The 12,490-nt window shown below is 70.4% G+C and carries 11 protein-coding genes; 2 read left to right on the forward strand and 9 right to left on the reverse strand.

Annotated features, from left to right (window positions below; genetic code table 11):
- Nucleotides 1-23: 23 nt before the first annotated feature.
- From QBE02_RS05495 to QBE02_RS05505, 3 genes are read right to left on the reverse strand one after another with little or no spacing between them, the layout of a single operon-like run.
- Complete coding sequence (locus QBE02_RS05495) at nucleotides 24-392, reverse strand: hypothetical protein (protein WP_279367448.1); 369 nt, start codon at nucleotides 390-392, stop codon at nucleotides 24-26.
- Entirely contained in the window at nucleotides 389-1,282 is an 894-nt protein-coding gene (gene truB, locus QBE02_RS05500) for a tRNA pseudouridine(55) synthase TruB (protein WP_279367449.1), read from the reverse strand. The genes QBE02_RS05495 and truB overlap by 4 nt, the downstream gene beginning before the upstream one ends.
- Nucleotides 1,282-1,785 carry a hypothetical protein gene (locus tag QBE02_RS05505; protein ID WP_279367450.1) on the reverse strand — a complete coding sequence of 168 codons (504 nt, stop codon included), beginning with the start codon at nucleotides 1,783-1,785 and terminating at the stop codon, nucleotides 1,282-1,284. Before QBE02_RS05505 ends, truB begins: the two co-directional genes overlap by 1 nt.
- A gap of 184 nt (nucleotides 1,786-1,969) precedes the next feature.
- On the opposite strand from QBE02_RS05505, the gene QBE02_RS05510 reads away from it, so the two are divergent.
- Complete coding sequence (locus QBE02_RS05510) at nucleotides 1,970-2,848, forward strand: A/G-specific adenine glycosylase (RefSeq protein ID WP_279367451.1); 879 nt, start codon at nucleotides 1,970-1,972, stop codon at nucleotides 2,846-2,848.
- A gap of 144 nt (nucleotides 2,849-2,992) precedes the next feature.
- Here QBE02_RS05510 and rbfA read toward each other — a convergent pair whose 3' ends face one another.
- From rbfA to QBE02_RS05540, 6 genes are all read right to left on the reverse strand, one after another.
- Nucleotides 2,993-3,484: a 30S ribosome-binding factor RbfA gene (rbfA, locus tag QBE02_RS05515; RefSeq protein ID WP_056227240.1), complete on the reverse strand. Its 492-nt coding sequence runs from the start codon at nucleotides 3,482-3,484 to the stop codon at nucleotides 2,993-2,995.
- 212 nt (nucleotides 3,485-3,696) lie between these two features.
- Complete coding sequence (gene infB, locus QBE02_RS05520; protein ID WP_279367452.1) at nucleotides 3,697-6,507, reverse strand: translation initiation factor IF-2; 2,811 nt, start codon at nucleotides 6,505-6,507, stop codon at nucleotides 3,697-3,699.
- A 93-nt stretch (nucleotides 6,508-6,600) separates the two neighbouring features.
- Nucleotides 6,601-6,852 carry a YlxR family protein gene (locus QBE02_RS05525; protein ID WP_074694212.1) on the reverse strand — a complete coding sequence of 84 codons (252 nt, stop codon included), beginning with the start codon at nucleotides 6,850-6,852 and terminating at the stop codon, nucleotides 6,601-6,603.
- A gap of 34 nt (nucleotides 6,853-6,886) precedes the next feature.
- Nucleotides 6,887-7,876: a transcription termination factor NusA gene (gene nusA / locus QBE02_RS05530; protein WP_074694211.1), complete on the reverse strand. Its 990-nt coding sequence runs from the start codon at nucleotides 7,874-7,876 to the stop codon at nucleotides 6,887-6,889.
- A gap of 215 nt (nucleotides 7,877-8,091) precedes the next feature.
- Nucleotides 8,092-8,694 carry an HD domain-containing protein gene (locus QBE02_RS05535; RefSeq protein ID WP_279367858.1) on the reverse strand — a complete coding sequence of 201 codons (603 nt, stop codon included), beginning with the start codon at nucleotides 8,692-8,694 and terminating at the stop codon, nucleotides 8,092-8,094.
- Between the two features lie 311 nt (nucleotides 8,695-9,005).
- Entirely contained in the window at nucleotides 9,006-11,501 is a 2,496-nt protein-coding gene (locus QBE02_RS05540; protein WP_279367453.1) for a glycogen/starch/alpha-glucan phosphorylase, read from the reverse strand.
- Nucleotides 11,502-11,675: 174 nt separating this feature from the next.
- Here QBE02_RS05540 and QBE02_RS05545 point away from each other — a divergent pair, with 174 nt between their 5' ends.
- Nucleotides 11,676-12,485, forward strand: coding sequence for a DUF1206 domain-containing protein (locus QBE02_RS05545; RefSeq protein ID WP_279367454.1), 810 nt, complete (start codon nucleotides 11,676-11,678; stop codon nucleotides 12,483-12,485).
- Nucleotides 12,486-12,490 lie beyond the last annotated feature (5 nt).

A 12,490-nucleotide genomic window follows, 5' to 3' on the forward strand; every position in this document is an offset into this window, starting at 1 on the left:
CGGGGCCGAGCGGCGGTGCGCCCTCACGCCAGCTGCACGGTCCAGATGATGTGCATGCGCCACACCATGACCGCGACGGCGAGGGCCGCGACGCCCATGATGACGGTGCTCCAGCGACTGCGTTCGATCAGCGCCCACGCGGCTCCGGCGACCGGGACGAGGGCGGCCGACACGAGGTAGGTCCAGAACTCGAGCAGACTGCCCGAGGGGGGGTTACCCGCGAACGGCGAGATGATCGCGACGACGATCTGCACGATCAGCAGCAGCTCGATGAGGGCGAGCGAGCCGACCGTCACGTCTCCCGGCCGGCGGCCGATGAGCCCCGCGGTGATGGCGACGAGGCCCGCGAGCACGGCGACGCCCACCTGTGCGAACGTGAACCACAGGATCATCGGGCGGCCTCCTCGGGCATGTTCATGACGCTCTTCACCTGCGTGCCGCGTTTCTCGACGACGCCGATCAGGCGTCCCTCGGGGTCGATCGCGGCCGCGACCGCGCCGGTCAGTCGGCCTCCCCCGTCGATGCGCTTGCCGTGCCGCAGATCTCGCGCCTCGTCGTCGCCCACGGCGAGGACGCCCATCACGACGGCGGCCGCGGTGGCGGGTGCGACGAGGGCGTCTTCGGCGATGTCGTCGACGGATGCGGCGGCGGCGACGTCGAACGCCCCGATGCGCGTGCGACGGAGAGCCGTGAGGTGTCCTCCGATGCCGACCGCGCGCCCGAGGTCGCGAGCGAGAGCGCGGATGTAGGTGCCGCTCGTGCAGTCCACGACCACATCGAGCTCGATCGCGCCCTCGCCGCGGCGCGTCTCGCGCACCTCGAAGTGCGACACCGTGACGCTCCGCGCCTTCAGCTCGACCTCTTCGCCGGCGCGCGCGAGGTCGTAGGCGCGACGGCCCGCGACCTTGATGGCCGAGACGGTGCTGGGCACCTGCTGGATGTCGCCGGTGAGGTCGGCGATGCCCGCCGCGATGGCCTCATCGGTCACGGCGGCGACGGCAGCGGCATCCGCCCTGGCCGTTTCGACACCGTCGGCGTCGTCGCTGTCGGTGGCGACTCCGAGCAGAACGGTGGCCTCGTACGTCTTGTCGGCGCCGACGATGTAGGTCAGCAGGCGGGTCGCGCCCTCGACGCCGAGCACGAGCAGGCCCGTCGCCATCGGGTCGAGCGTGCCGGCGTGTCCGATCTTGCGGGTGCCGAGCGCGCGCCGCGCCCGCGACACGACGTCATGGCTGGTGATGCCTCCGGGCTTGTCGACCAGGAGGATTCCGGGACGCACCATCAGCAGAAGTCTCCGAACACCTGCACCGGGTGCGAGGGGTCGGAGTTCTCGACGATGACGGATGCCGCCACGCGGGGCCGCGACTCGCGGAGGTAGTGCTTCTCGGCCTCCGGAAGCTCCGGGCGCGCAGCGCCGATGGGCGGGTTGCTCTCGAGCCAGACGGAGAAGTTGTAGAGGGTGCGCAGCTCGGCGGTGTGCAGGAAGCGGCCCGATACGACGAGCACCGCATCGGCCGGCGCGGCCGGCGAGTCACCGAAGGGCTCACCCGAACGGAACGGCGCGACGAGGCGCTCGCGCACGTCGTCGGCGTGGTCGGCGAGGTTCTCGCGGAGCACCGCGGTTCCCTCGGCCTCGATCGCCGCGGCGAACGCGTCGGCGAAGGCCGAGGCGGCCTCGGCGTCGAGCGCATCGATCGCGACCACCACGCGCCCCGCGCGGGCGTTCTGCCGCATCAGGTCGCGCAGGCTCCGCTGCAGGGTCTCGACGGGGTTCTCACTCGACATGCCCCCAGCCTACTTTCGACCACCGACACGCGACCGCTCCCGCCGCCCCCCGAGGGCCCCGCCGCAGCGCCCCGCGGCATGCGCGAACGCGATGGCGCGCAGAAACGCGAGCAGCCCGCGTTCACGCGCGCGAACAGCGTTCACGCGTGAAGTTCGGCCCCGCTGACGACCGTAGGCTGGACGGATGCCAGGACTCGCCGCCCCGCTCATCGCGTGGTACCGCGACGCGGCCCGCGACCTCCCCTGGCGCCGCGAGGGGTTCGGGGCGTGGGGCACGCTCGTCAGCGAGTTCATGCTGCAGCAGACGCCGGTGAACCGCGTCGTCCCGCACCTCGAGGCGTGGCTGACGCGCTGGCCGACGCCCGCCGATCTCGCCGCCTCTCCCCCGGGCGACGCCGTCACGCAGTGGGCGAACCTGGGCTATCCTCGCCGCGCGCTGTGGCTGCACCGCGCCGCCGTCGAGATCCGCGATCGTCACGACGGGGTCGTCCCCCGCGACGTCGAGGCGCTGCTGGCCCTCACCGGGATCGGCGACTACACCGCGCGGGCCGTCGCGGTCTTCGCGTACGGCGATCGGCATCCGGTCGTCGACACGAACACCCGCCGCGTGCTCGCCCGCGCCATCGAGGGTCGCGCGCAGCCCGGTCCGCCGCACCGCCGCGATCTCGAAGCGATGGAGGCCGAGCTCCCCGCCGACATCGCCGAGTCCGCGATCGTCAACGCCGCCGCGATGGAACTCGGCGCGATCGTCTGCACCGCCCGAGCGCCGAAGTGCGAGGCATGCCCCCTCGCGGCCCAGTGCGCATGGCGGGCGGCCGGGTACCCGGCATCCGAAGACCGCCGACGCAAGCAGGCCACGTACGAGGGCAGCGATCGCCAGACCCGCGGGGCGGTACTGAAGACCCTGCGCGAGGCGGCGCCCGCGGCGGTCCCGGCGTTCGCGGTGATCCCCGAATGGCCGGACCCCGCGCAGCGCGACCGCGCCATCGACTCCCTCATCGCCGACGGCCTCGTCGAAGCGGCCGACGAGTACCTGCGCTTGCCGGGCCACCCGGCATCCTGAGTCCAGTCCGGTCCGACGCCCGCCGCCTCGATCCCGCCCCGGCACGTCGCTCTTCTCATCCACGGACAGCGGTCCGGATGCCACAGCAAGACGAACGGCCGCACTCCGCCGATGTGGCGGGGTCCGGCCGTGTCGTGTCGAGGGTCAGGCGCGCGGGGCGTCTTCCTCGTCGAGGTCGTCGTCATCCTCATCGTCGTCGACGTCGTCCTCGTCGTCTTCGTCGCGCGGCTTGACGTACGGGTCGGCGTCGCCGGCGTACGCGGCCGAGGCGGCGAGACCGGCGACGGACTCGTCGCGCTCGCGCGCTTCGCGCAGGAGGGCCGAGATGTGGTCGGCGTTCTCGGGGATTCCGTCGAGGATGAACTCGAGCGACGGCGTCAGGCGCGTGTTGAGGTTCTTGCCGACCTCGCTGCGCAACATGCCGGTCGCGGACTTCAGCGCCGCGGCGGTGTCGGCGCGGTGCGCCTCGTCGCCCATGACGGTGTAGAACACCGACGCGTGCTGGAGGTCACCCGTGACCCGCACGTCGGTGATGGTGACGAATCCGAGCCGCGGGTCGCGCAGCCCCTTCTCGAGACGCTCGGCGAGCACCACGCGAATCCGGTCCGCCACTCGGGCCTGTCGTTCCCCTGCCACAACCTTCTCCTTTTTTCATACCGCCGCGAGTACGAGTGCCCCCGTGGCTCATCGCCGGGCGGGAGTCCCGTCACGGCAGCCGCACCAGCGTAGGCCGGAGGGCTGTGCATCTCCGAGAGCATCGGGGTAGGGGCCCCGCGCTGCTCTCGGAGATGCACACCCCGCAGGCCGAAGCGGGAGCCGCACCCGAAGGCGCGACTCCCGCACGACAATCAGCCTCGCGGCTTCTCGACGAGTTCCGTCGTTTCGATCTCGTCGCCGATCTGGATGTCGTTGAACTTGCCGAGACCGATACCGGCCTCGAAGTCCGTCCGAACCTCGGTGACGTCGTCCTTGAAGCGACGCAGCGACTCGATGGCCAGGCCGTCGGCCAGCACGACACCGTCGCGGATGACGCGAGCCTTGGCGTTTCGCGTGATCGTTCCCGATCGCACGATGACACCGGCGATGTTGCCGAACTTCGAGGAGCGGAACACCTCGCGGATCTCGGCGACACCCGACTGCACCTCTTCGAACTCCGGCTTGAGCAGGCCCTTGAGCGACTGCTCGACGTCGTCGATCGCGTTGTAGATGACCGAGTAGAACCGCACGTCGACACCCTCGCGGGCGGCGCGCTCACGGGCCTTCGTGTCGGGACGGACGTTGAAGCCGATCACGATCGCGTTGTCGATCGTGGCCAGGTTGATGTCCGACTCGGTGATCGCACCCACACCGCGGTGGATGATGCGCAGCTGGACACTGTCGTCGACCTCGATCTTGAGCAGCGACTCCTCGAGTGCCTCGACGGCACCCGACACGTCACCCTTGATGATGAGGTTGAGCGACTCGACCTTGCCCTCTTCGAGAGCGCGGGTGAAGTCCTCGAGCGAGATGCGCTTGCGGGCCTTGGCCAGCTGGGCGTTGCGCTCGGCCGCTTCACGCTTTTCGGCGATCTGACGGGCGGTGCGGTCCTCTTCGGTGACGATGAAGACGTCGCCGGCGCGGGGCACGGAGTTGAGGCCCTGAACCGAGACCGGACGCGACGGGTAGGCCTCTTCGACCGCTTCGCCGTTCTCGTCCATCATCGCGCGGACGCGGCCGTAGGCCGTTCCGGCGACGATCGCGTCACCGACGCGGAGGGTTCCGGACTGGATGAGCACCGTGGCGACCGAACCGCGACCCTTGTCGAGCTTCGCTTCGATCGCGACACCGCGGGCCGCCTTGTTCGGGTTGGCCGTGAGGTCGAGGCCGGCATCGGCGGTGAGCAGGACCGCATCCAGGAGGGCCTGGATGTTGAGGTTCTGTCGAGCCGAGACGTCGACGAACATGACGTCTCCGCCGTACTCTTCGGCGACCAGACCGTATTCGGTGAGCTGCTGGCGCACCTTGGCTGGGTTGGCGTCGGGCTTGTCGACCTTGTTGACCGCGACCACGATCGGCACGTTCGCCGCCTGGGCGTGGTTCAGCGCCTCGACCGTCTGGGGCATGATGCCGTCGTCGGCCGCGACCACGAGGATCGCGATGTCGGTCACCTGCGCACCACGGGCACGCATGGCGGTGAACGCCTCGTGACCCGGGGTGTCGATGAAGGTGATCGCGCGCTCGATGCCCTCGTGCTCGGTCCAGATCTGGTACGCACCGATGTGCTGCGTGATGCCGCCGGCCTCGCCCGCGACCACGTTGGTCTGGCGGATGGCGTCGAGCAGTCGCGTCTTACCGTGGTCGACGTGGCCCATGACGGTGACCACGGGAGGACGGATCTCGAGATCGTCCTCGCTCTCGGCCTCGAGCTCGGCGTCGAGGTCGAGACCGAAGCCCTCGAGGAGCTCCTTGTCTTCGTCCTCGGGCGAGACCATCTGGATCTTGTAGCCGAGCTCGGCTCCGAGCACCTCGAAGGTGGCCTCGTCGAGCGACTCGGTCGCGGTGGCCATCTCGCCCAGGTTGAACAGGATGGTCACGAGCGTGCCGGGCTGCACGGTGTAGCCGCGCAGGGCCTCGAGCTTGTCCGCGAAGTCGGCGATGGAGGCACCGCGGCGCAGGCGGATGATCTCGCCGTTGCCCTTCGAGACGTTGACGCCGCCGACGACCGGCGCCGACCGCATCTCGAACTCCTGCCGCTTCGCCCGACGCGACTTACGCTGCTTGGACTTGCCGCCACCCTTACCGAAGGCACCTGCGGTACCACCGCCGGGACCACGGCCACGGCCACCGCCGCCACCGGGACGACCGGCGAAACCACCGGCCGGAGCGCCGCCACCGGGGCGCTGGAAGCCGCCACCGGCGCCGCCGGGACGACCGGGACCGCCGGGACGCTGCTGGAACGGAGCGCCGGGACGACCGCCGCCACCGGGGCGACCGGCACCACCGGGGCGCGGGGCACCGGGACGCGGGGCGCCGGGGCGCGGAGCCTGCGGACGCGGGATGTTGCCGGGGGTCGGGCGCTGGCCCATTCCCTGCGCCGAAGCGAAGGGGTTGTTACCCGGACGGGGGCCGGCGGGACGCTGGCCCATGCCCTGCGAGGACGCGAAGGGGTTGTTGCCCGGACGGGCTCCACCCGGACGCGGGGGCGCGCTCGGGCCGGGCTTGGGGCCACCGGCACCGGGTGCAGCGGCACCGGGGGTCGGAGGGGTCGAGCCGGGGCTCGGCGGAGACGACGGCTTCGCCGCCGACGCGGCCGCGGGGGCCTCGGAGGCCGGGGCGGATGCCGCGGGTGCAGCCTCGGCCGGAGCCGCTGCGGGAGCGGCGGGGGCCGCGGGCTTCGCGGGTCCGGGCGTGGGACCCGACGGACGGTTGCCGGGGGTCGCGGCCGGACGAGCCGGACCGGGACGGGCGCCGGGGCGCGCCGCGGAGGCGGCGGGCTTGGCATCCGAAGAGGAAGACGAGCCTTCGGAGGCCAGCGCAGCGCGGAGCTTACGGGCCACCGGGGGTTCGATGGTGGATGAGGGACTCTTGACGAATTCGCCGAGCTCCTTCAGCTTCGCAAGCGCGACCTTGCTGTCGACGCCGAGCTCGGAAGCGATCTCGTGCACGCGTGGTTTTGCCACAATTCTCCTGTCTGAGGGCCTACCCCGGACAGGGCAGACCGTTAGTTGCGGACGGGTCTCATTTCGAGCCGTTCACTTCGTGTCCATAGCCGTTCAGCCTTTTCGCTGGTGGTGTGATTCGAAGGTCTGCGTGTCAAGCGGGCCTGACACACGCAATGCTCGTACGAAGGCGCGCCGTGCGAGCGCTTTGCTCACACACGCGTCCGTCTCGTGCACCCACGCGCCCCGGCCGGGAAGAACCGCCCGCTCGTCAGCGACGAGGACGGATCCATCCGCGACCACACGCAGAAGCGAGGATCGGGGGGCACGTGCGCGGCATCCGACGCACGTTCGTACGGGTTCCATCCTACACCTCGCGATCGTGGGGACGATCGGACGCTCAGTTGTCTTCGAGGATGCTGTCGGGCTGGATGTCGATCTTCGCACCGGTCAGCTTGGCGGCCAGACGGGCGTTCTGCCCCTCTTTGCCGATCGCGAGCGACAGCTGGTAGTCGGGCACGAGGGCGCGGACGGCCTTGGTCGTGGCATCCAGGACGAACGACGAGGTGACCTTCGCCGGCGACAGGGCGTTCGCGACGAAGCGCGGCAGCTCGGCGTCGTAGTCGATGATGTCGATCTTCTCGCCGGCGAGCTCTTCGGTGACGGCGCGCACGCGGCGGCCGAGCTCTCCGATGCAGGCGCCCTTGGCGTTCACTGTCGGGTCGTTGGCCTTGACCGCGATCTTCGAACGGTGGCCGGCCTCGCGGGCGAGCGAGACGATCTCGACGAGCCCCGCGGCGATCTCGGGCACCTCGAGGGCGAAGAGCTTGCGGACAAGGCCGGGGTGGGTGCGCGACACGGTGATCTGCGGGCCCTTGTTGCCCTTCGAGACGCTCGTGACGTAGACGCGCAGTCGCGAGCCGTGGGCGTAGGTCTCGCCGGGCACCTGCTCTTCGGGCGGGAGGATCGCCTCGACCGTGCCGAGATCGACGTGGACCATGCGCGGGTTCGGGCCCTGCTGCACGACGCCGGCGACGATGTCGCCCTCTTTGCCGCGGAACTCGCCCAGCACGGCGTCGTCGGCGATGTCGCGCAGACGCTGGCTGATGACCTGCTTGGCGGCGAAGGCGGCGATGCGACCGAAGTCGTCGGGGGCCTGCTCCTCTTCGCCGATGATCGCGCCCTCGTCGTCGGTCACGGGCGTGAAGATGCCCACGTGGCCGGTCTTGCGGTCGAGGGTGGCGCGTGCACCGGTGGGGATCTCACCGGTCGGCGAGATGTGCTTGGCGTAGGCGGTCAGGATCGCCTGCTCGATGATGCGCGCGAGTTCGTCGAAGGGAATCTCCTTCTCGCGTTCGATCGTCTTCAGTAATGCGAGATCGATGTCCACAAGGCCCTCCGTTGTTCAGCTTTCGTCGGCACGACCGGCGCCGACAACCCTCCTACGATACCCGGGATGCCGCGGTCCCCGCGACCCGCGAGACATCGGACCCTCGCGCTCGGCGACAGGACGCAGGAGAATCCGGGCGGGATGGCGCGTCGCGCGAGAACCGGCAGCCTCGGACGCCGCATCTCCTGCGCTGTGTCGATCCGGCTCCGCCGCCGTCAAAGACGCTCGAGCGGATTCGCCGCGAGCTTGGCCACCACTCCCCCGTCTACCAGGCGCCGGGCGGCGGTGTCGGGCTTGCGCGCCGCCTGGTCGAGCACGCACGCGCCGAACTCGGCGGCCAGCGCGCCGCGTGGGTGAGCGGCGAGCACCTCGCGGCGGAAATCCTCGGGCAGCGAGTCGGGACGGGCGCCCGAGATGTCGAGGCCCGTCGCGATCTCGAGCAGGTACCCCTCGGCATCCATCGACGGATCCACGCGCGGCCAGTTGTGCCGCACGATCACCTCGAGCACGCGCTCGCGTCGGGGCTGCTCCCACCCCGCGCCGGCGGTGAGCGCGACGCCGACGTACCCGCCCGCGTGCTCGTACGACAGCGCGTGGTTGTCGAACTCCCCCACCGTGCCGATGTCGTGCAGCACGGCGGCGACGTAGAGCAGCTCATGGTCGATGCCCCGGATGCCGTCGACCACCCCGAACGCCTCGGCCCACAGCCACGACCGCAGCACGTGAGCCGTGATCGCGGGCGACTGGTACTTCTGCGCCAGCGCGAGGGCCCCGCGGGCGGCGAGGGTGTCGGGAACGGGGAAGTCGCTGATGCGCACGGAGCCTCCGGGATCGGGTGGACCCCCACTCTCGCGGAACCCGCGCTCGTCGACCAGACGCGCGGCGGCCACCCTTCGCAGCCTTCCCGCCAGCGCGCGGGCAGGACGCAGGAGATCCGGACGCCGAACGCGACGACGACCGCGCGGTTCCGCGGGGCGCCGGCCGCACGGCATCCGAATCTCCTGCGTTGTGAACCCGACCCGCCCGCCACCGCCCCGCGCCCCGCGCCACCGCCCCGCGTTCCACCGCCGAAAACGACGGATGCCGCAACCTCGGGCGAGCGCCCGGGTCGCGGCATCCGGAAACCGCGTCAGCTCACCGGGGTGGCGTGCCAGATGCGGTCGAGGTAGTCGCGCATGGCGCGATCGGACGAGAAGTAGCCACTGCGCGCGACGTTGAGGATCGCCGAGCGCACCCATCCGTCCTGGTCGGCGTACGCCGCGTCGACGCGCTCCTGGGCGTCGAGGTAGGTCGAGAAGTCCGCGAGCGCCATGAAACGGTCTTCGTACAGCAGGTTCGACACGAGTGGCTCGAACACGGTGCGGTCGCCGCCCGAGAAGGCGCCCGAGGCGATGAGGTCGATCGCGCTGCGCAGCCGCTCGTCCTTCTGATAGAAGTCGGCGGGGCGGTAGCCCTCGGCCCACAGCGCCTCGACCTCGGGCTCGCTCATGCCGAAGAGGAAGAAGTTGTCGTCGCCGACGAGCTTGCGGATCTCGACGTTCGCGCCGTCGTCGGTGCCGATGGTGAGGGCGCCGTTCAGGGCGAGCTTCATGTTGCCCGTGCCCGAGGCCTCTTTGCCGGCGAGCGAGATCTGCTCCGACAGGTCGGCGGCGGGGATGATGCGCTCGGCAAGGGTGACGTTGTAGTTCGCCGGGTAGACGACCTTGAGCTTGCCCTTGACCCGCTCGTCGGCGCTGACCACCTCGCCGACGGCGTTGATGAGGTGGATGATGCGCTTGGCCATGCCGTAACCGGGCGCGGCCTTCGCTCCGAAGAGGAACGTGCGCGCCTGCACCTCGTGAACGTCGAGGCGACCCGAGACGATGCCCTCGTAGGTGCTGACGATGTGCAGCACCTTCAGCGTCTGGCGCTTGTACTCGTGCAGGCGCTTGATCATGACGTCGAGCATGTGCCCGTCGTCGAGCGGCGCCTCGCCCCGGGCCTCGAGCACGTTGCTGAGGCGGCGCTTGTTCGAGGCCTTCACCGCGGCGAAACGCTCGCGGAAGTCGGCGTCGTCGGCGAGGGCCTCGAGGCCCCGCAGGCGTTCGAGGTCGACGGTCCACCCGGCGCCGAGGGCCTCGGTGATCAGGCTCGAGAGGTCGGGGTTGGCCAGGCGCAGGAAGCGGCGCGGCGTCACGCCGTTGGTGACGTTGGTGAACTTGTCGGGCCACATGGTGGCGAAGTCTTTCAGCACGTTGTCGCGCAGCAGTTGCGAGTGCAGCTCGGCGACGCCGTTGACCTTCGAGCCCGCGACCGTGGCGAGGTAGGCCATGCGCACCGAGCGCGAGGGGTGCTCGCCGATGATCGACATGTTGCGGATGAGCATCTCGTCGTCTCCGAAGCGCTCGCGCACCTCGAGCAGGAACTCGTCGTTGATGCGGTAGATGATCTCCAGGTGGCGCGGCAGCAGGCGGCCGAGCAGGTCGACCGACCAGACCTCAAGCGCCTCGGGCAGCAGCGTGTGACACGTGTACGCGAAGCACTTCTGTGTGATCGCCCACGCGGCATCCCACTCGAGCTTCTTCTCGTCGACGAGCACGCGCATCAGCTCGGGCACCCCGATCACCGGGTGGGTGTCGTTGAGCTGGAAGATCACGCGCTCGGGGAGCTTCTCGAGGTCGAAGTCGTCGGGCAGGACGTTCTCGATGAAGTCGGCGATGGATGCCGCGACGAAGAAGTACTGCTGCTGCAGGCGCAGCTCCTTGCCCTGGGGCGTGGAGTCCTCGGGGTAGAGCACCTTCGAGATGTTCTCGGCGAAGGTCTGCGCGCGCACCGACTCGACGTAGTCGCCGGAGTTGAAGGTGTGCAGGTCGAAGGCGTTGGTGGCCACCGCGCGCCACAGGCGCAGCGTGTTCACGCGACCGTTGTGGTAGCCCGGGACCATCATGTTGTAGGGCACCGCGAGCACGTTCCACTCGGGGATCCAGCGCGTGCGCTCGACGCCCTCGTCGTCGTAGGTCTCGGTGCGGCCGGCGAACGAGATCGTCTGCGCCGCCTCGGGGTGGGCGAAGTCCCAGGGGGATCCCATGCGCAGCCACGCGTCGGGCTGCTCGACCTGCTGCCCCTCGGCGAAGGCCTGGCGGAAGATGCCGTACTCGTAGCGGATGCCGTAGCCGATGGTGGGGATGCTCATCGTCGCGAGCGAGTCGATGAAGCAGGCCGCGAGGCGACCCAGGCCGCCGTTGCCGAGCCCCGGCTCGATCTCGACCTGACGCAGGTCGTCGATGTCGATGCCGCACTGCGCGAGAGCCTCGGTGGCGATGTCGGTCAGACGCGCCGCGAGGAGATTGTTGTCGAGCTGGCGCCCCAGCAGGTACTCGGCCGAGAGGTAGCAGACGGTCTTGTTCTGCTGGGCCTTCTGCTGCGCGCGATCGTCGAACCAGCGCGCCATGAGGTAGTCGCGCACGGTGTAGGCCAGGGCGAGGTACTGGTCGTTGACGTCGGAGGTCGACAGCGTGACGCCCTGGTCGAAGTTGAGGTTCTGCAGGAACTGCTTCGCGAAGCCGTCGACGGATGCCGCGGGGGCGACGACCGGCGCGATCGCGAGCGGGTGAGTGGGGCGCAGCTCAGCGGTGTTCTCGGGCATGATCCGACCGTAATCAGTGCGGCCCGCTCACGCCAACGTGGAACGGGAACGACACACGATCTTCACCCCGGCGCCGCATGACGCCTCCCCCGACCCCCTCGCCGCGCTCGTCGCGGAAGGCGCGGACGCACAACCGGATTGTCGCCCGGCGGCCAACCCGCGTACGGTTCCCGAGTGTCCACCTCCGCTCGCGAAGCCGCCCGGGACGCGGAGGCCAATCCCGCGTTCCGCGTCGCCGCGCGCGCGGGGTACGCGGCCAACGGCATCCTGCACCTGCTCATCGGCAGTCTGGTGATCGCGGTCGGCTTCGGAGCGACGGAGGACAGCGACCAGACAGGGGCGTTCCGCGCTGTCGCCGCGGTGCCCCTCGGAGCGGCGGCGCTGTGGGCCCTCGCCGTCGGTCTCGTCGCCCTCGGTGCCTGGCACCTGCTGCAGGCGTTTGTGCCGCGCCACCTGTCGGTGTGGCGACGCATCGGACGGATCCTCACCGAAGCCCCGCAGGGCCTCGTGTTCGTCGCGATCGGCCTCGTCTCGGCATCCGTCGCCCTGGGCGCCCGACCGCGGGCGGAACAGGCGGCCGAAGACCTCAGCCAGGGTGTCCTCACCTGGTCGATCGGCGGATTCGTGCTCGGTGCGGTCGGCCTCGCGGTGGCCGGGGTCGGTATCGGCTTCGTCTGGATGGGCCTGCGCCGGTCGTTCCACTCCAAGGTGCGCACGCCCGCCGGGCCCGGGGGCTTCGCCCTCACGGTGCTCGGTGTGCTCGGGTTCGTCGCGAAGGGCGTGGCCCTGCTGATCGTGGGCGTGCTGGTGGTCGTCACCGCCGTCACCGTCGAGCCCGACACCGCGGGCGGACTCGACGGAGCAACCGCCGCCGTCGTGGCGCTGCCCGCCGGTCCCGTGCTCGCCTGTCTCGTCGGGGCGGGATTCCTCGCCTACGGCGTCTTCACGGTCTTCCGCGCACGTTACGCCCGCCTCGACGCCTGAGCCCG

The organism is Microbacterium testaceum (assembly GCF_029761935.1).
Taxonomy (GTDB): Bacteria; Actinomycetota; Actinomycetes; order Actinomycetales; family Microbacteriaceae; genus Microbacterium; species Microbacterium testaceum_A.

What these genes read in the sequence shown, in the direction of transcription:
- QBE02_RS05495 (WP_279367448.1), bottom strand. Translation starts at nt 392, where the DNA reads ATGATCCTGTGGTTCACGTTCGCACAGGTGGGCGTCGCCGTGCTCGCG.
- truB (WP_279367449.1), bottom strand. Translation starts at nt 1,282, where the DNA reads ATGGTGCGTCCCGGAATCCTCCTGGTCGACAAGCCCGGAGGCATCACC.
- QBE02_RS05505 (WP_279367450.1), bottom strand. Translation starts at nt 1,785, where the DNA reads ATGTCGAGTGAGAACCCCGTCGAGACCCTGCAGCGGAGCCTGCGCGAC.
- QBE02_RS05510 (WP_279367451.1), top strand. Translation starts at nt 1,970, where the DNA reads ATGCCAGGACTCGCCGCCCCGCTCATCGCGTGGTACCGCGACGCGGCC.
- QBE02_RS05525 (WP_074694212.1), bottom strand. Translation starts at nt 6,852, where the DNA reads ATGGAACCCGTACGAACGTGCGTCGGATGCCGCGCACGTGCCCCCCGA.
- QBE02_RS05540 (WP_279367453.1), bottom strand. Translation starts at nt 11,501, where the DNA reads ATGCCCGAGAACACCGCTGAGCTGCGCCCCACTCACCCGCTCGCGATC.